This window comes from Mesobaculum littorinae (assembly GCF_004011175.1).
GTDB lineage: Bacteria > Pseudomonadota > Alphaproteobacteria > Rhodobacterales > Rhodobacteraceae > Tranquillimonas > Tranquillimonas littorinae.
Genome location: NZ_RQXX01000001.1, coordinates 849762 through 866941, shown reverse-complemented (window position 1 = coordinate 866941; position 17180 = coordinate 849762). Strand labels below are relative to the sequence as shown.

Here is a 17180-nt window from a genome sequence, read left to right as displayed (position 1 = left end):
GGCAGATGACATCGCGAGAGGCGGCCGGGCAGATGCGCCAGCTTCGATTTTTTGCATTCCTCGTCTGGGCGACAGCCTCGGCGGCAGGTGGCGCCTTGGCCGCCGAAGAGATGACCGCGCTGGCGCGGCCAGATCCCGCCAAGTCCGAGATCGCCGATTTCGGGGACAACCTTCAGGTGACCCTGACGCTCAGCCAGCCGGTTCCTTGGCGGGTCTTTACCCTCGATGAACCGGCGCGGCTGATCTTCGATTTCGCCGAGGTCGATTTCACCGCCTTCCCGCTGCGCGACATTACGCGGTCGGACATGGTCGCCGCCGTCGCGGCGGGACCCGTGACCGAGGGCTGGTCGCGTCTGGTGGTCGAATTGTCGGGCCCGATGATGCTGGAGACTGCAGGTCTCGCCACCGGGTCGGACCCGGCGGGCGCGGTGCTTAAGGCACAGCTGGCGCCGACCAGCGCCGAAAGCTTCGCCGACTCGGTGGGCGAGCCCGATACCCCGGGGTTCGATCTGCCCGACGCCGCCGAGGTCGCGCCGAACCTCGACCGCTGGCAGGGCGATCGACCGCTTGTCGTCGCGCTCGACCCCGGGCATGGCGGCATCGATCCGGGCGCAGAGGCGGGCGAGGTGCACGAGGCCGACCTGATGCTGACCTTCGCGCTGGAGCTGCGCGAGGTGCTGCAGAAACGCGGCCTGCAGGTCGTACTGACGCGCGACGCGGACGTGTTCGTTCCGCTGGAAACCCGCGTGTCGATCGCGCGCGAGGCGGGCGCGGACCTCTTCATGTCGCTGCATGCCGACGCGATCGCCGAGGGCCACGCCTCGGGCGCCACGGTCTACACCCTGTCGGACACGGCCAGCGATGCCGCGTCGCGCAAGCTGGCCGAACGGCACGACCGCGCCGACCTTCTGGCGGGGCTCGACCTGAGCGATCAGGACGACGTGGTGGCCGACGTGCTGATGGACCTCGCCATGCTCGAGACGACGCCACGTTCAGACGCGCTGGCCGACGCGATCGTGCGTGGCCTGGCCGACAGCACCGGCAACCTGCACAAGCGTCCGCGCCTGTCGGCCGGCTTCTCGGTGCTGAAAGCGCCGGACATCCCGTCGGTGCTGGTGGAACTGGGGTTCCTCTCCAGCCCGCGCGACCGGGCCAAGCTACGCTCGGAACCATGGCGCGCCCGCGCGGCAGAAGGCATTGCCTCGGCCATCGACGCATGGGCCGAAGCTGACGCCGAGCTGCGCCCGCGCCTGCGCCACTAGAGCGGGCCATGCGCCGTCGCGCAGGTCCGCGGCCGTCGGGGCGAAACCCCCGCCTGCAGGGATCCCGCGAGGGCCAAAATCCCGCCCTCAGCCTCGCCTGCCGCAAGGGCGTGCGGGCCGGCGCGTCCGCGTCCTCTGGCCTTTGCCGTGCCAGCCGCTAGATCAGGGCGGGGCGGAGACCTTGCGACATGATCGGGGGCGACAGACGGCATGACTGACAACTTGCAGGCCCGCGACGGCGGCGACGACACTTCCAGCGTCCGTGCCATCGTCGACCGTCTGGACGGGCTCAGCGACGACGACCAGGTGTCGCTGGGCGCGATCATCCAGGCCTTTGGACAGGCCTCGTTCCTGCCGGTGATGCTGATTCCCGCGCTGCTGGTTGTCTCGCCTCTCAGCGGGATCCCGTTCTTTTCGTCCGTCTGCGGATTGTCGATCGCCCTGATCGCGGCCCAGCTGACCTTTGGCCGCGATCACCTGTGGCTGCCCGGGGTGCTGATGCGGCGCCGCATTCCCGGCGAACGGCTGCACAGTGCCATGGGACGGATGAGGCGTTTTGCCGACTGGCTGGACCGCCATGCCCGCGACAGGCTGCGGGTGCTTGTGGTGCCGCCCGTGGTGGTCCTGTCGCGTGTCATCTGTATACTGGCCGGACTGGCGATGCCGTTTCTCGAGCTTGTGCCGTTCTCGTCCTCGATTCTGGGGGCGGCGGTGACCCTGATTACAGTGGGCTTTCTGGCGCGGGACGGGCTTTATGTCCTGGGCGGGTTTGTCTTCGTCGGGATCGCCTCGCTCGTGCCCATATTCGTGGCCGGTCATATCGCGGGTTAGGCGGGCCGGGACGACCGGCCCAGAGGTACGCGCGATTTGACGAACCGGGGATCGGACCCAGTATCCTGATCCAGACGCAAATTGATCAAACGCCGGGGGAAGGCGATGACCGCAAGCGACACCGCAACCGAGCCAGCGACCGCCGCGCCGCGCCAGCCGAGCGCCGACATGTCGGCCGACAGCGCGGATTTCGACATGTTCGTGATCGGCGGCGGGATCAACGGGGTCGGCATCGCCCGCGATGCTGTGGGCCGCGGCCTGACCGTCGGGCTGGCCGAGATGAACGATCTTGCCTCTGCAACATCGTCGTCCTCGACCAAGCTGTTCCACGGCGGCCTGCGCTACCTGGAGTACTTCGAATTCGGTCTGGTCCGTAAGGCGTTGATCGAACGCGAAACCCTGCTTGAGGCGATGCCGCACATCTCGTGGCCCATGCGGTTCGTCCTGCCGTGGCATGCCTCGATGCGATTCGAAAGCGACACGCCGACATCAAAGCTTCTGTCGACGGTAATGCCGTGGATGAAGGGGCGGCGGCCGTCCTGGCTGATCCGGCTTGGTCTCTTCATGTACGACCACCTGGGCGGGCGGAAGTTCCTGCCCGGCACCTCGACCGTCGATCTGCGCACCGATCCCGCCGGAGCCCCCCTGCAGGACCGGTTCGAAAAGGCCTACGAATATTCCGATTGCTGGGTCGAGGACAGCCGACTGGTGGTGCTGAACGCCCGCGATGCGGCGCAGCGCGGCGCCCGCGTCCTGACCCGCTGCCGCGTGACCTCGGCCGAGCGGGGCCGCGGCCGCGAGGGGCGGCTTTGGCGCGTGCACCTGGCACACGAGGACGGCCGCGAGGAAACGATCACCGCCCGCGCGCTGGTCAACGCCGGAGGGCCGTGGGTCGCCAACATCATCCACGGCGCGCTCAGGATCAATTCGAGCGAGGGCATCCGGCTGGTCAGGGGCAGCCACATCGTGACCAAGAAGCTGTTCGACCACGACAAGGCGTATTTCTTCCAGGGCGAGGACGGTCGGATCATCTTCGCGATCCCCTATGAGACCGATTTTACCCTGATCGGCACGACGGACCGCGAACAGCAGGGCGAAGACCCCGGCAAGCCGAAGATCACCGATGCCGAGCGGGACTACCTGCTTGATTTCGCCTCGAACTACTTCAAGCGTCCGGTGACGGCCGAGGACATCGTCTGGACCTATTCCGGGGTGCGCCCGCTTTACGACGACGGGGCCAAGTCGGCGACGGCCGCGACACGCGACTACGTGCTGTCGCTGGACGAAAACGGGGCGCCGCTGCTTAACGTCTTCGGCGGCAAGATCACGACCTACCGCAGGCTGGCGGAATCGGCGGTCGAAAAGCTGGGGCACTATTTCCCCGGGACGGGCAAGAACTGGACGTCGGGCGTGGCGCTTCCAGGCGGCGACTTTCCCGTGGACGGGGTGCCCAATCTGATCGCGAAGTTGCAGGAGCAGCATCCCTTCCTCGACGATTACCGCGCGGGCCGTCTGGTGCGCGCCTACGGCACCGAGGCCGAAAAGGTGATGGCCGGCGCAAAGACCGAAGAGGACCTGGGCCGCAGCTTCGGCGCCTATCTCAGCGAACGCGAGGTTCGCTGGCTGATGGAGCGCGAATTCGCGATGACGGCCGAGGATATCGTCTGGCGCCGCACCAAGCTGGGGCTGCGCATGTCAGCCGACGAGATCGCCGCACTGGAGGCGTTCATGACCGAAGAGCGCGCCCGCAGCATCGGCGCCGCCGCAGAATAGCGCCGCTGCGCCCGCGGCATGGGCGCAAGGGCATGACGGACGCCGCCAGAGCGTCCGCGACGAGGGGAGGAGAGAGATCCGCAGATGAGCCATATCCTATCCATCGACCAGGGCACGACCTCGACCCGGGCGATCCTGTTCGACGACAAGATGAAGATCGTCGCCACCGCGCAGGAAGAGTTCGAACAGCACTACCCGGCGTCGGGCTGGGTCGAACATGACGCGAATGATCTGTGGGACACCACGCTGCGCACCTGCCGCGCGGTGATCGAAAAGGCCGGGATCGAGGCGTCGCAGATCGCCGGCATCGGCATCACCAACCAGCGCGAGACCGTTGTCGTCTGGGATGCCGAGACCGGCGAGCCCATCCACCGCGCGATCGTCTGGCAGGACCGTCGCACGGCGCCCATCTGCCGCGAGCTGCACGACGCGGGCCACGAGGAGATGGTCAACGACCGCACCGGCCTGATCCTCGACCCCTATTTCTCGTCGACCAAACTGAAATGGACGCTGGACAAGGTCGATGGCAGTCGCGACCGGGCGGCGGCCGGAAAGCTACTGTTCGGCACCGTCGACAGCTTTCTCATCTGGAAGCTGACGGGCGGCAAGCGGCATGTCACCGATGCCACCAATGCCTGCCGCACCATGCTGTACGATATCCGCAAGGGGCGGTGGTCGACCTCGATCTGCAAGCTTCTGGACATCCCCTACGAAATGCTGCCCGAGGTGATGGACTGCGCCGCGGATTTCGGCACCACCGATCCCGCACTTCTGGGCGCCGAAATCCCGATCCTGGGCGTTGCGGGCGACCAGCAGGCGGCGACGCTGGGGCAGGCGTGTTTCTCTCCCGGCATGCTGAAATCGACCTACGGGACGGGGTGCTTTGCGCTGCTCAACACCGGGGAAAAGCCGGTGTTTTCCAAGAACCGCCTGCTGACGACCATCGCCTACCAGTTCGATGGAAAACCGACCTACGCGCTGGAAGGGTCGATCTTCATTGCCGGTGCGGTGGTGCAGTGGCTGCGCGACGGTCTGCAAATCATCTCGCAGGCGTCCGACAGCCAGAAGCTGGCCGAGGCGGCCGACGACACGCAGGAGGTCATCCTGGTGCCGGCCTTCACCGGCCTTGGCGCGCCCTACTGGGAGAGCGAATGCCGCGGTGCCATCTACGGCCTGACCCGCAATACGGGACCGAACGAATTTGCCCGCGCCGCGCTGAAATCCGTGGGCTACCAGACCCGCGACCTGCTGGAGGCGATGCATGCCGACTGGCAGACCCGGGAGGGTGAAACCGAACCGACCCTGCGCGTCGACGGCGGGATGAGCGCCAGCGACTGGGCGATGCAGTTCCTTTCGGACATCATCGGCGCCCAGGTCGATCGCCCCGAGGTGCTCGAGACGACGGCGCTGGGGGCCGCGTGGCTGGCCGGGATGCGTGCGGGGATCTATCCCGGGATGGACGGCTTCGCCGAGGCATGGGAGCTGGAGCGCCGCTTCGAACCCGGCATGGACGACGACAAGCGCAATGCGGCATACGAAGGCTGGAAACGCGCGGTCAAGGCGACGATCTCGGTCTGAGGCGGGCGCATGAGCACGGGGCGCACGGCCGGGTCGATCAGATCCCGGCCGCGCCGTTGGCGACAGCTATCCAGGCAGAGTTTCGGCGCAGCCTGCAGGTCGGCGTGCGGCAGGAATGGCCGCCCCGCGTTGATGGGGCAGCCTTGGACAAACGGCTGCCTCAGTCTTCGCCGGCGGCTTCCGCGCGGCTCTTGCCAGCGACATCCAGCGCCAGCGTCGCGGCCATGAACTGGTCCAGCGCGCCATCCAGCACGCCCGAGGTATCGGAGGTCTCGTGCGCCGTGCGCAGGTCCTTTACCATCTGGTAGGGCTGCAGCACGTAGGACCGGATCTGGTTGCCCCAGCCGGCAGAGCCCTTTGCCTCGTGCGCCTCGTTGATCGCCGCGTTCCGGCGGTCAAGCTCCATCTGGTAGAGGCGCGATTTCAGCGCCTTCATCGCGATATCGCGGTTCTGGTGCTGCGACTTCTCCGAGCTTGTCACCACGATGCCCGTCGGCATGTGGGTGATCCGCACGGCCGAGTCGGTGGTGTTCACGTGCTGTCCGCCCGCGCCCGAGGACCGGTAGGTGTCGATCCGGATCTCGTTCGGCGGCACCTCGATTTCGATGTTGTCGTCGACGACCGGGTAGACCCAGACGCTGGCAAATGACGTCTCGCGCGTGCCCTTGCCGAAGGGCGAGATTCGCACAAGACGATGCACGCCCGACTCGGTCTTGAGCCAGCCATAGGCGTTGGGACCGGTGATCTTGTAGGCCACCGACTTGATCCCCGCCTCGGCGCCTGCTTCCTCGGACTGAAGCTCGACCGTGTAGCCGCGCTTCTCGGCCCAGCGGACATACATCCGTTGCAGCATCTGCGCCCAGTCGCAGGCCTCGGTCCCGCCGGCGCCCGCGTTGATTTCAAGGAAGGTGTCGTTGCCGTCGGCCTCGCCGTTCAGCAACGCCTCGATCTCGGCGGCGCCGGCGCGCTCCTGCAGGGATTTCAGACCCGCCTCGGCCTCGGAGACGACGTCCTCGTCCTCCTCGGCCTCGCCCATCTCGATCAGTTCGACGTTATCGGACAGCTCCTGCGCCATCGCTTTGTACCGGTCGGCCGCATCGACCAGCGCCTGCCGGTCGCGCATCAGCTTCTGCGCGCGGTCGGGATCGTCCCAAAGGGTCGGATCCTCGGCCATCGCGTTGAACTCTTCGATCCTGTGCGGGACCGTTTCCCAGTTCATCCGCTGGCGTAGCAGCGCGAGCGATTTCTCGATGGCCTCGACCCGGTTCTGTGCCTCTGCACGCATGAACGTTTCCCGTCTGTCTTGATGAACCCCGCAGATAGCAACGCCAGCGCAGGGCGGCAAGCGCCGCGCTACGCCGGGTGCCGCTGGGATGTGTCAGTAAAGCCCGCCCGAGGAGAGCGAGCCGAAGCTGGCCCGGCTTTTCGGGATCGTCCGGGTCTGGCCCGAGGATGTCGTGACCTCGGATCCGCCCTGTTCGGTTTCGCCGCGCGCGAAGAGCGGCAGGTTCGATCCCATCCCGAAACCACCGTCGAAGGCGACGCCGAAGATCGGCTCTTCGCCCAGGCGGAAATACTCGGACACCACGTTGTCGCCGGAGGCATCATCGGCAAGACGCGCGCCGGTGAAGCGGTCGATCTTGATGAACCTGCCGCCCGGCGGCACCGCGAAGGGACCGCCGCCGTATTTCGCCGTGGCCTTCTGCATGAACTGGTTGAAGACCGGCCCGCAGAGCGACGCGCCATAAGCGCCGCGGCCCAGGCCGCGCGGCGTGTCGTGGCCGATGTAGCAGCCCGCGACGATGTTCGAGGTGAAGCCGATGAACCACACGTCCTTGGCGTCGTTGGTCGTGCCGGTCTTGCCGGCGACCGGCACGGGCAGGTTCACCACGCCCGAGGCGGTGCCGCGCTGGACCACGCCCTGCATCATCGACGTCAGCTGGTAGGCGGTGATCGCGTTCATCACGCGTTCGCGGTTCGACACGATGTGCGGGGCTTCGCCCGCGGGCAGGGACGCCACGTCGCAATCAAGACAGTCGCGCTGGTCATGGTTGTAAAGCGTGGTGCCATAGCGGTCCTGCACCCGGTCGACCAGAGTGGGTTCGACCCGCTCGCCGCCATTGGCGAACATCGCGTAGGCGGCGACCATCTTGAACAGCGTCGTTTCCTCCGACCCCAGCGCGTTCGCAAGGTAACGGCCCATGTTGTCGTAGACGCCGAACCGTTCGGCGTAGCGCGCAACGGTATCCATCCCGACCTCTTCGGCCAGGCGGACGGTCATCAGGTTGCGCGACTGTTCGATCCCAGTCCGGAGCGGCGTGGGCCCGTAGTACTTGTTCGACGAGTTCTTCGGCCGCCAGACGCCTTGCGGCGTGTTCACCTCGATCGGGGCGTCGACGACGATGGTGGCGGGCGAGAACCCGGAATCCAGCGCGGCGGCATAGACAAAGGGTTTGAACGACGACCCCGGCTGGCGCGTCGCCTGGGTGGCGCGGTTGAAGACCGAATGCTGGTAGGAGAAGCCACCCTGCATTGCCAGGACGCGGCCGTTCTTGACGTCCATCGCCATGAAGCCGCCCTCGACCTCGGGCACCTGCCGCAGCGTCCAGCGGATGAAGCTGCCATCCGCGTCGGTGATCATCTTGCGGACATAGACGATATCGCCGCGCTCAAGCAGAGCGGTCAGCGACTTGCCGGTCCACGACATGTCCTCGGCCGGGACGACGGGCTCGGGCGCGTCGTCGCCCACGCCGTCGATCCCAAGCCGCGCCTGAGTGTCCGACACCTCGAGCACGACGGCGGGATGCCACTCGGATTCAAGGAAGATGTCGCGCGCCACGTCGGCCTTGGCCAGCCCGTCGCGCCATGCCTCTTCGCTGGCCAGCGCCTCTTCGGGGAGGGTCTTGCCCGTGCCGCGCCAGCGTCCCAGACCGCGGTCGTACTGTTCCAGCTGTTCCTGCAGCGCCAGCGCGGCCTCTTTCTGCATCTCGGGGTCGATCGTCGCGCGGACCGACATGCCGCCCGAGAAAAATTCGCCCTCACCGAAATCGCGCGACAGCTGGCGGCGGATTTCATCGGTGAAGTAGTCGCGTGGCGGCAGTTGCGCCGAGAAGCTGTCGTAATCGCCGCCCTGCACCGACAGAAGCGGCGCGACGCGCGCCTCGCGATACTGTTCTTCGGTGATGTAGCCGTTTTCGTACATCTCGCGCAGCACGTAGTTCCGGCGCGAGATCGCGAATTCGCGGTCGCGCACGGGGTGGGTGCGCGCGGGGCGCTGGGGCAGGGCGCCCAGATAGGCGGCCTCGGCCGGGCTGAGCTCGGCCAGCGTCTTGTTGAAATAGGTTTGGGCCGCCGCCGCCACGCCGTAGGTGTTCTGACCAAGGTAGATCTCGTTCAGATAGAGTTCGAGGATCTTGTCCTTGGACAGGGTGTTTTCCAGCCGCACCGACAGGATCAGTTCCTTGATCTTGCGTTCGGCCGACCGGTCTGAGCTGAGCAGGAAGTTCTTCACCACCTGCTGCGGGATGGTCGAGGCGCCGCGCAGGCGCCCGCCCTGCGCCGCCTGAATGGCGGCGGCGATCATGCCGCGCAGGTCATAGCCCTTGTGGTTGTAGAAGTTCTTGTCCTCGGCCGAGATGAAGGCGTGCTTGACCAGATCGGGAATCTCGTCGGCGGGGGCGTAAAGCCGCCGCTCCTCGGCAAATTCGTCGATGATGCGGCCCTCGCCGGAATAGATCCGGCTGATCGTGGGCGGCGTGTACTGGGCCAGCTGTTCGTGGTTCGGCAGGTCGCGCCCATACATCCAGAAGATCGCCCCCACGGTCAGGGCGGCGAACAACGCACCGATGCAGAGCGCGGAAAAGATCGCGCCGAAAAAGGACAGGATGAATCGAAGCATGCGCATTCCTCGGGGAGACCCGGCATGTATAGGCGGACCGCCGCGCGGGGTCAAAACGGCGATGGCAGGAAAGAGCGTGTCGGCAGTGGTTTGCCGTCACATTGCCGCGACCACTGGTCTTTGCGACACGGACCGGCGCCGGGTCAGTGCGGGGTCGCCTCGGAAAACAGGTTGATGACGAGGATGCCGCCCAGGATCATCAGGATGCCCACCACCGCCGGCCAGTCCAGCCGCTGGCCGAAGACCAGCCAGCCGATCGCGGCAATGAAGAAGATCCCGAGGCCCGACCAGATCGCGTAGGTGATGCCCACGGGCAGATAGCGCAGAACCTGGCTGAGCAGCAGGAACGACATCGCATAGGCGACCACGACCACAACCGACGGCCCCAGCCGGGTAAATTGCTGGCTGGCCTGCAGCGCCGTGGTGCCCACGGTTTCGGCGGCAACCGCAAGGATCAGGTAGAGATAGGTCAAGCCTGCGCTCCGCTCAGGTGGCGACATAGCGGTCGCGCCGGTGGTTGATGGCGATGATCAGGTTCAGCACCACCGCGCCCAGCAGCGACCACGCCACCACCTGCCAGTCGAACAGCAGGAACGCCACCCCGAAGATCACCGCGTCGGCGATCAGCTGCACGTAGCCCGCGCGGAACCCGGTGGTGTCCTGCACCATCAGCGCCACGACGCCCAGCCCACCCAGGCTGCCCTTGTGCCGGAACATCGCCAGAAGCCCCAGGCCCACGAGGGCGCCGAACGTCACGGCGCCAAGCGCCGGCGTGATCCGCCCCGGCTCGAATCCCGCAGGCAGATACTCGGTCACCAGCGACAGAAGCGTGACCGAGATCAGCGATTTCACCGTGAATTCAAGCCCCAGCCGGCGATAGGCGAGCAGGTAGAAGGGCAGGTTGATCACGAAGAAGACGCTGCCGAAGGACCAGCCCGTCAGGTAGGACAGGATCACCGCGATCCCTGCCGTCTGACCGGTGATCAGCCCCACATGCGTCAGGATATGCACGCCCAGCCCGCACATGAAGATCCCCAGCGCCAGCCCCTGCACATCGTCGATGAGGCTGTGGTCGAGCGGATCGTGCGGCGGGGCGGTGTTCATGGGAAAAAGGCTATGCCGCGGCGAGCGCGCAAATCAAGCATGCGCGTGCGACTGCGGGGCCGGGCCCAGCCTCACCCGCGCCCGGGTCACCCGCGGTGCCCAAGAAAAAGGCCCCGCGGTGATCCGCGGGGCCCATGCTCGGCCGGCTGCTGCCGGGTCTGCTCAGGACAGCGCCTTCTGCAGGTTCTCGTCGATCTTGTCGAGGAAACCGGTCGTGGTCAGCCATTTCTGGTCGGGGCCCACCAGCAGGGCGAGATCCTTGGTCATCGAGCCCGACTCAACGGTGTCGACGACGACCTTCTCCAGCGTCTCGGCGAAGGTCTTGAGCTTGTCGTTGCCGTCGAGCGTGGCGCGGTGCTTGAGCCCGCCGGTCCAGGCGAAGATCGACGCGATCGAGTTGGTCGAAGTCTGTTCGCCTTTCTGGTGTTGGCGGAAGTGGCGGGTGACGGTGCCATGCGCGGCCTCTGCCTCGACGATCTTGCCATCGGGCGTCATCAGCTGCGAGGTCATGAGGCCGAGCGAGCCGAAGCCCTGCGCCACGGTGTCGGACTGCACGTCGCCGTCGTAGTTCTTGCACGCCCAGACGTAGCCGCCCGACCATTTCAGCGAGGCCGCGACCATGTCGTCGATCAGGCGGTGTTCGTAGGTGATGCCGGCGGCGTCGAACTTGTCCTTGAACTCTTCGTCGTAGACCTTCTGGAAGATGTCCTTGAAGCGCCCGTCATAGGCCTTCATGATCGTGTTCTTCGTCGACAGGTACAGCGGCCACTTGAGGCCGAGCGCATAGTTCATCGACGCGCGGGCGAAGTCGTAGATCGACCCGTCGAGGTTGTACATCGCCATGGTGACGCCGGATTCGGGCGCGTCGAAGACCTCTTCCTCGATCACTTCGCCGTCACGGCCTTCGAACTTGATGGTGATCTTGCCGGCGCCGGGGAACCGGAAGTCGGTGGCGCGGTACTGATCGCCGTAGGCGTGGCGGCCGACGACGATGGGCTTGGTCCAGCCGGGGACCAGGCGCGGAACGTTCTGGCAGATGATCGGCTGGCGGAAGATCACGCCGCCCAGGATGTTGCGGATCGTGCCGTTGGGGCTGCGATACATGCGCTTGAGGTTGAATTCCTCCATGCGCTGTTCGTCGGGCGTGATCGTGGCGCATTTGACGCCGACGCCGATCTCCTTGATCTTCTCGGCCGCGTCGACCGTGATCTGGTCATCAGTGTCGTCGCGGGCCTCGATGCCCAGATCGTAGTAGAGCAGGTCGATGTCGAGATAGGGCAGGATAAGCTTCTGCTTGATGAAGTCCCAGATGATCCGGGTCATCTCGTCGCCGTCGAGCTCGACGACCGGGTTGTCTACCTTGATCTTGGCCATGGGATCCTCGTTCCGCGTGATGTGTGGTGATTTCGGCGGGACATACCGCAAGCGCGGGCCGCTGCAAAGGGTATACCTTTGGATACCGAACCGGCGACGCAGGATGTCGCGCCTGCCAGCGGCAGCAGCAGGCCATAGCGGGGGCACCGGCCGACCCATGCCCCCGCGAGGTCCGGCCCGGATCGGTCCGGCGGCGCGGTTCAGGCGTAGGCGTAGGGGCCGCCGACCTTCAGCGCGGCCTGGTAGGCAGGGCGGGCGTGGATGCGGCGCAGCCATGCGGTCGTCGCCGGGCGGCTGTCGTCCAGCCCACCGCGGCTTTGCGCGGCGTCCAGCGGAAAGCTCATCATCACGTCGGCGGCGCTGATCGCGTCGCCTGCAAACCAGTCGCGGGTCCGAAGCTCGGATTCGACGAAATCGAGGTGTACGTCGATCATCGGCTGCACCCGCCGTTTGGCCATCCGGCCCATCAGCGGCACCTTGGACATCCCGAGCTTCAGCAGAAGCGGCGGCATCAGCGACCCTTCGGCGTAGTGCATCCAGAAGTCGTAGCGCCGGCCCTGTCCCGCGGGCGCGCCAAGCCGCCCCTCGGCCCGGTCGACGAGGAACTGCGCGATTACCGCGGTTTCGGCGATGACCTCTCCGTCGGCCTCGATCACCGGGGACTTGCCCAAAGAATGGACCTTCTTCAGCGCGGGCGGCGCCAACATCGTCTTGGGATCGCGGTCATAGCGGATGACGTCGTAGTCCAGTCCGAGCTCTTCGAGCATCCACAGAACCCGCTGCGACCGCGAGTTTTCAAGATGATGCAGGGTGATCGCCATGGATCAGCGGGTGCCTTCGGTCATCCGGCGCCGGACATAGCCATCGACCGCACCGATCATCGGCTCCATGTGCGGATCCTCGAAGAAATGGCCCGCGCCCTCGATCTCGGTATGGGTGACGGTGATGCCCTTCTGCTCGTGCAGCTTGCCCACCAGCGTCGTCGTGTCCTTGGGCGGCGCCACGCGGTCGGCGGTGCCGTTGATCACCAGGCCCGACGAGGGGCAGGGCGCGAGGAACGAGAAGTCGTACATGTTGGCGGGCGGCGACACCGAGACGAAGCCGGTGATCTCGGGCCGCCGCATCAGCAGCTGCATGCCGATCCACGCGCCGAAGGAAAAGCCCGCGACCCAGCAATGCTTGGCGTTCTGGTTCATCGACTGCAGGTAATCGAGCGCCGAGGCGGCATCGGACAATTCGCCCACCCCCTGGTCGTATTCGCCCTGGCTCCGGCCAACCCCGCGGAAGTTGAACCGCAGGACGGTGAAGCCCATGTTGAAGAACGCGTAATGCAGATTGTAGACGACGCGGTTGTTCATCGTGCCACCGAACTGGGGGTGCGGATGCAGGATGATCGCGATCGGCGCGTCCTTGATTTTCTGCGGATGATAGCGGCCTTCCAGACGGCCTTCGGGGCCGGGAAAGATAACCTCGGGCATGCGTGTCCCTGTCCTTGTTCTTCGCGCGCGTCGGGCCTGCGGACGTTGACGAGACCGACGGGTCCATTTAGAAGTCTTCTAAACTGGCGCCGTTTCGGGCCCGTCCGCCGTGGTCCGGGTTGGGTTCCGAGGTAAGCGTGTCGCGGCGGGTCGTCAACTGTAAGAGGGGCCGGATGAAACTGAGTACGAAGGGCCGTTATGCCATGGTGGCGCTGTGCGATCTTGCGCTGCAGCCCGATGACAGGCTCGTATCGCTGGGCGAGATCAGCCGCAGGCAGGATATTTCGCTGCCCTATCTCGAACAGCTTTTCGTCAAGCTGCGGCGCGCCGGGCTCGTGACCTCGGTGCGCGGCCCCGGCGGGGGCTACCGGCTGGGCCGGCCCGCGGCCGAAATCCGCGTATCCGAGGTTCTGGGCGCCGTGGACGAAACCGTAAGCGCGATGCACAAGGGCGCCGGCGCCCAGGGCGGCCTGTCGGGATCGCGGGCGCAATCGCTGACCAACCGGTTGTGGGAGGGGCTGTCGGCGCATGTCTACGTCTTCCTGCACCAGGCGCGTCTGTCGGATGTGATCGGCAACGGGCTTGCCCCTTGCCCTGCGGTGCCGACTTTGTTTTCGGTCGTGGACGAGGAATGACGCAGAGGCCGGCGGTACGCCGCCTGCACGGGCGTCCGGGATATGAGACAGGGGCGGGGCGATGGGCGGCCATCCCCCCGAGGAAACGATGACACGCCGGGTCTATCTTGACTGGAACGCCACGGCCCCGCTGCGCCCCGAGGCGCGGGCGGCGATGATCGCGGCGATGGATGCCGTGGGCAACCCGTCCTCCGTCCATGCCGAGGGGCGCGCGGCGAAGGGGATCCTGGAACGCGCGCGGGGTCAGGTCGCCGCGGCGCTGGGGGCGGCGTCGGCCGACATCGTCTTCACCTCGGGCGCGACCGAGGCCGCGGCGCTGGCCTGCGGCGGGCGGGGCCTCGCCTGTGCCGAGGTCGAACATGACGCCGTCCGGTCGTGGTGCGACCAGACGCTGGCTGTTGACGGGGCGGGGCGCATCGCCGTCCCCGATCCGGCCTGCGCGGCGGTGCAGCTGGCGAACTCGGAAACCGGGATCGTGCAGGACCTGCCCGACGCGCTGGCCGTCACCGACGCCACGCAGGCCTTTGGCAAGCAGCCCTTCGCTTTCGACTGGTCCGGCGCGCAGGCGGCGCTGGTCTCGGCCCACAAGGTCGGCGGCCCCAAGGGGGTCGGGGCCCTTGCGCTGCGGCAGGGCACCGAGATCGAGGCGCAGATCCGCGGCGGCGGTCAGGAAATGGGGCGGCGGTCGGGCACCGAGAACCTGATCGGCATCGCGGGCTTCGGCGCCGCGGCCGAGGCTGCCGCACGGGAATTGGCCAATGGAGTCTGGGATCGGGTTGCCAACCTTAGAAATATTCTAGAAGAGGCTCTGGCATCCGCGGAATTGGAGACTATTTTTGTCGGCAAGGAATCGCACCGCCTGCCGAACACCAGCCTGATCGTCGCCCCCGGATGGAAGGGCGAGACGCAGGTGATGGCCATGGATCTTGCGGGGTTCGCCGTCTCGGCGGGGTCCGCGTGCTCCAGCGGAAAGGTGCGGGAAAGCAACGTCTTGCGCGCCATGGGCTATACGCCCGAGCAAGCCGGACAGGCCCTGCGGATCTCGCTCGGGCCGGATACGACACAGGACGATGTGACGCGCTTTGCCGAGACTTGGATCGCGCAGCGCAGAAGACAGCGGGCGCGCGCCGCCTGAGAGGGAGTTAGAGGTTATGGCATCTTTGGATACCGCCGACGTCGGCGTGGCCGACGTGAAGGAAGGCGTCGATCAGGAGACGGTTGATCAGGTGCGGGCGCTTTCGGGCACCTACAAGCACGGCTGGAACACGGATATCGAGATGGACTTCGCGCCCAAGGGGCTGAACGAAGACATCGTGCGTCTGATCTCGGAGAAGAACGGCGAGCCCGAGTGGATGACGGACTGGCGGCTCGGCGCCTATCGCCGCTGGCTCGAGATGCGCGAACCGGACTGGTCGATGGTGAACTACCCGCCGATCGATTATCAGGACCAGTATTACTACGCCAAGCCCAAGTCGATGGCCGAAAAGCCCAAGTCGCTGGACGATGTCGACCCCAAGCTGCTGGAAACCTATCAGAAACTCGGCATCCCGCTGAAAGAGCAGATGGTCCTTGCCGGGGTCGAGAACGCCGAGGAGCAGGCCGCCCAGCTGGACGAGGATGGCGAGCCTGAGACCGGCGGTCGACGTGTCGCTGTCGACGCCGTCTTCGACAGCGTCAGCGTCGGCACCACCTTCCAGGCCGAGCTTAGGAAGGCCGGGGTGATCTTCTGCTCAATCTCCGAGGCGATCCGTGAACACCCCGAGCTGGTGCGCAAGTATCTGGGCTCGGTCGTGCCGGCGTCGGACAACTATTTTGCCACGCTGAATTCGGCCGTGTTCTCCGACGGATCCTTTGTCTACGTGCCGCCGGGCGTGCGCTGCCCGATGGAGCTGTCGACCTATTTCCGGATCAATGCCGAGAATACCGGCCAGTTCGAACGCACGCTGATCATTGCCGACAAGGGCTCGTATGTCAGCTACCTCGAAGGCTGCACCGCGCCGCAGCGTGACACGCACCAGCTGCACGCGGCCGTGGTCGAACTCGTTGCGCTGGAAGACGCCGAGATCAAGTATTCGACGGTGCAAAACTGGTACCCGGGCGACGAAGAAGGTCGCGGCGGCATCTACAACTTCGTCACCAAGCGGGCCGATTGCCGCGGCGACCGGTCCAAGGTGATGTGGACGCAGGTCGAAACCGGTTCGGCCGTCACGTGGAAGTACCCGTCCTGCATCCTGCGCGGCAACGAAAGCCAGGGCGAGTTCTACTCGATCGCGATCACCAACAACTACCAGCAGGCCGACACCGGCACGAAGATGGTGCACCTGGGCAAGAACACGCGGTCGCGCATCGTGTCCAAGGGGATCAGCGCGGGGCATGCGCAGAACACCTATCGCGGACTCGTCTCGATGCACCCGAAGGCCACGAATTCGCGCAACTACACGCAATGCGACAGCTTGCTGATCGGCAGCGAATGCGGCGCACACACGGTGCCCTACATCGAGGTCAAGAACTCCTCGTCGCGGGTTGAGCACGAGGCGACGACGTCGAAGGTCGACGATGACCAGATGTTCTACTGCCAGTCGCGCGGACTGGACGAGGAAGAGGCGGTTGCGCTGATCGTCAACGGCTTCTGCAAGGACGTCCTGCAGGCTCTGCCGATGGAGTTCGCCATGGAGGCGCAACAGCTGGTCGCGATCAGCCTCGAAGGGTCGGTCGGGTGAGCGAGCTCGACCCGATCCGGGCCCCAAGGAACCGCCGGTTCCTGGTCAGCCTTTGCGTCGCGGTCTTCGTGATCATGGGGCTCTTGATGGGCTGGTCGGCGACGGACACGGCGATCGGGCTTGCTACGGTGGGTATCGTTGCGGGCCTGATCGGCTTTGCGGTGGCGCAGGCGGTCCTGCGCCGTGGAAAGAGGACGAAGCGATGATCGTGACGACGACCACCCATATCGAGGACCGCAAGGTCACCGATTACTGCGGCATTGTGACGGGCGAGGCGATCCTGGGCGCGAACGTGTTCCGCGACATGTTCGCGGGGATCCGCGATATCGTCGGTGGCCGATCCGGCGCCTACGAACGGTCGCTACGGAACGCCCGCGATACCGCGCTGCAGGAGATGGAAGACGAGGCTGCCCGTCTGGGCGCGGACGCCGTGATCGGCGTCGACCTCGATTACGAGATTTTGGGAAAAGAAAACGGCATGCTGATGGTTTCCGCCAGCGGCACCGCCGTAAAGCTCGGGTAAGAAT

Annotated in this window: 16 protein-coding genes; 9 read left to right on the top strand and 7 right to left on the bottom strand. The window is 66.0% G+C overall.

Translation table 11 applies throughout. The annotated features are described in order from the left end of the window. Positions 1–5: 5 nt before the first annotated feature. The 4 genes from EKE94_RS03970 to glpK all read left to right on the top strand — a co-directional run bounded on the left by EKE94_RS03970 (position 6) and on the right by glpK (position 5444). Positions 6–1262 carry an N-acetylmuramoyl-L-alanine amidase gene (locus EKE94_RS03970; RefSeq protein WP_235855884.1) on the top strand — a complete coding sequence of 419 codons (1257 nt, stop codon included), beginning with the start codon at positions 6–8 and terminating at the stop codon, positions 1260–1262. A 210-nt stretch (positions 1263–1472) separates the two neighbouring features. Beyond that, complete coding sequence (locus EKE94_RS03965; protein ID WP_127905277.1) at positions 1473–2093, top strand: exopolysaccharide biosynthesis protein; 621 nt, start codon at positions 1473–1475, stop codon at positions 2091–2093. A 168-nt stretch (positions 2094–2261) separates the two neighbouring features. Continuing rightward, positions 2262–3866: a glycerol-3-phosphate dehydrogenase gene (glpD, locus tag EKE94_RS03960; RefSeq protein ID WP_127905469.1), complete on the top strand. Its 1605-nt coding sequence runs from the start codon at positions 2262–2264 to the stop codon at positions 3864–3866. An 84-nt stretch (positions 3867–3950) separates the two neighbouring features. Next, the gene (gene glpK / locus EKE94_RS03955) at positions 3951–5444 is read left to right on the top strand and encodes a glycerol kinase GlpK (RefSeq protein WP_127905276.1); all 1494 of its coding nucleotides are present in this window, start codon (positions 3951–3953) and stop codon (positions 5442–5444) included. 160 nt (positions 5445–5604) lie between these two features. On the opposite strand, the gene prfB is transcribed toward glpK, so the two are convergent. From prfB to EKE94_RS03920, 7 genes are all read right to left on the bottom strand, one after another. Next, positions 5605–6729, bottom strand: coding sequence for a peptide chain release factor 2 (gene prfB / locus EKE94_RS03950; RefSeq protein WP_127905275.1), 1125 nt, complete (start codon positions 6727–6729; stop codon positions 5605–5607). 93 nt (positions 6730–6822) lie between these two features. Next, positions 6823–9342, bottom strand: coding sequence for a penicillin-binding protein 1A (locus EKE94_RS03945; RefSeq protein ID WP_127905274.1), 2520 nt, complete (start codon positions 9340–9342; stop codon positions 6823–6825). Between the two features lie 143 nt (positions 9343–9485). After that, the gene (locus EKE94_RS03940; RefSeq protein WP_127905273.1) at positions 9486–9842 is read right to left on the bottom strand and encodes an SMR family transporter; all 357 of its coding nucleotides are present in this window, start codon (positions 9840–9842) and stop codon (positions 9486–9488) included. Continuing rightward, positions 9829–10446 carry a YitT family protein gene (locus EKE94_RS03935; protein ID WP_127905272.1) on the bottom strand — a complete coding sequence of 206 codons (618 nt, stop codon included), beginning with the start codon at positions 10444–10446 and terminating at the stop codon, positions 9829–9831. Before EKE94_RS03935 ends, EKE94_RS03940 begins: the two co-directional genes overlap by 14 nt. A gap of 162 nt (positions 10447–10608) precedes the next feature. Beyond that, positions 10609–11820: an NADP-dependent isocitrate dehydrogenase gene (locus EKE94_RS03930; RefSeq protein WP_127905271.1), complete on the bottom strand. Its 1212-nt coding sequence runs from the start codon at positions 11818–11820 to the stop codon at positions 10609–10611. A 200-nt stretch (positions 11821–12020) separates the two neighbouring features. Then, on the bottom strand, positions 12021–12641 hold the full coding sequence (locus EKE94_RS03925) for a glutathione S-transferase family protein (RefSeq protein WP_127905270.1): 621 nt from the start codon (positions 12639–12641) through the stop codon (positions 12021–12023). A gap of 3 nt (positions 12642–12644) precedes the next feature. Further along, positions 12645–13298, bottom strand: a complete 654-nt coding sequence (locus tag EKE94_RS03920; RefSeq protein WP_127905269.1) for an alpha/beta hydrolase — start codon at positions 13296–13298, stop codon at positions 12645–12647. Between the two features lie 173 nt (positions 13299–13471). On the opposite strand from EKE94_RS03920, the gene iscR reads away from it, so the two are divergent. The 5 genes from iscR to EKE94_RS03895 all read left to right on the top strand — a co-directional run bounded on the left by iscR (position 13472) and on the right by EKE94_RS03895 (position 17176). Next, positions 13472–13933: a Fe-S cluster assembly transcriptional regulator IscR gene (iscR, locus tag EKE94_RS03915; RefSeq protein WP_127905268.1), complete on the top strand. Its 462-nt coding sequence runs from the start codon at positions 13472–13474 to the stop codon at positions 13931–13933. Positions 13934–14021: 88 nt separating this feature from the next. Continuing rightward, positions 14022–15068 carry a cysteine desulfurase family protein gene (locus EKE94_RS03910; protein ID WP_127905468.1) on the top strand — a complete coding sequence of 349 codons (1047 nt, stop codon included), beginning with the start codon at positions 14022–14024 and terminating at the stop codon, positions 15066–15068. A 16-nt stretch (positions 15069–15084) separates the two neighbouring features. Further along, on the top strand, positions 15085–16653 hold the full coding sequence (gene sufB, locus EKE94_RS03905; RefSeq protein ID WP_127905267.1) for a Fe-S cluster assembly protein SufB: 1569 nt from the start codon (positions 15085–15087) through the stop codon (positions 16651–16653). Next, positions 16650–16859 (top strand): hypothetical protein, encoded by a 210-nt coding sequence (locus tag EKE94_RS03900; RefSeq protein ID WP_127905266.1) that lies wholly within the window; start codon positions 16650–16652, stop codon positions 16857–16859. Before sufB ends, EKE94_RS03900 begins: the two co-directional genes overlap by 4 nt. Further along, positions 16856–17176: a heavy metal-binding domain-containing protein gene (locus EKE94_RS03895; RefSeq protein WP_127905265.1), complete on the top strand. Its 321-nt coding sequence runs from the start codon at positions 16856–16858 to the stop codon at positions 17174–17176. Before EKE94_RS03900 ends, EKE94_RS03895 begins: the two co-directional genes overlap by 4 nt. The last annotated feature ends 4 nt before the right edge of the window (positions 17177–17180 follow it).

Bases quoted from the DNA above. Each gene is read 5' to 3' on its own strand.
- EKE94_RS03970 (WP_235855884.1), top strand. From the start codon at position 6: ATGACATCGCGAGAGGCGGCCGGGCAGATGCGCCAGCTTCGATTTTTT.
- EKE94_RS03965 (WP_127905277.1), top strand. From the start codon at position 1,473: ATGACTGACAACTTGCAGGCCCGCGACGGCGGCGACGACACTTCCAGC.
- glpD (WP_127905469.1), top strand. From the start codon at position 2,262: ATGTCGGCCGACAGCGCGGATTTCGACATGTTCGTGATCGGCGGCGGG.
- glpK (WP_127905276.1), top strand. From the start codon at position 3,951: ATGAGCCATATCCTATCCATCGACCAGGGCACGACCTCGACCCGGGCG.
- prfB (WP_127905275.1), bottom strand. From the start codon at position 6,729: ATGCGTGCAGAGGCACAGAACCGGGTCGAGGCCATCGAGAAATCGCTC.
- EKE94_RS03945 (WP_127905274.1), bottom strand. From the start codon at position 9,342: ATGCTTCGATTCATCCTGTCCTTTTTCGGCGCGATCTTTTCCGCGCTC.
- EKE94_RS03940 (WP_127905273.1), bottom strand. From the start codon at position 9,842: ATGTCGCCACCTGAGCGGAGCGCAGGCTTGACCTATCTCTACCTGATC.
- EKE94_RS03935 (WP_127905272.1), bottom strand. From the start codon at position 10,446: ATGAACACCGCCCCGCCGCACGATCCGCTCGACCACAGCCTCATCGAC.
- EKE94_RS03930 (WP_127905271.1), bottom strand. From the start codon at position 11,820: ATGGCCAAGATCAAGGTAGACAACCCGGTCGTCGAGCTCGACGGCGAC.
- EKE94_RS03925 (WP_127905270.1), bottom strand. From the start codon at position 12,641: ATGGCGATCACCCTGCATCATCTTGAAAACTCGCGGTCGCAGCGGGTT.
- EKE94_RS03920 (WP_127905269.1), bottom strand. From the start codon at position 13,298: ATGCCCGAGGTTATCTTTCCCGGCCCCGAAGGCCGTCTGGAAGGCCGC.
- iscR (WP_127905268.1), top strand. From the start codon at position 13,472: ATGAAACTGAGTACGAAGGGCCGTTATGCCATGGTGGCGCTGTGCGAT.
- EKE94_RS03910 (WP_127905468.1), top strand. From the start codon at position 14,022: ATGACACGCCGGGTCTATCTTGACTGGAACGCCACGGCCCCGCTGCGC.
- sufB (WP_127905267.1), top strand. From the start codon at position 15,085: ATGGCATCTTTGGATACCGCCGACGTCGGCGTGGCCGACGTGAAGGAA.
- EKE94_RS03895 (WP_127905265.1), top strand. From the start codon at position 16,856: ATGATCGTGACGACGACCACCCATATCGAGGACCGCAAGGTCACCGAT.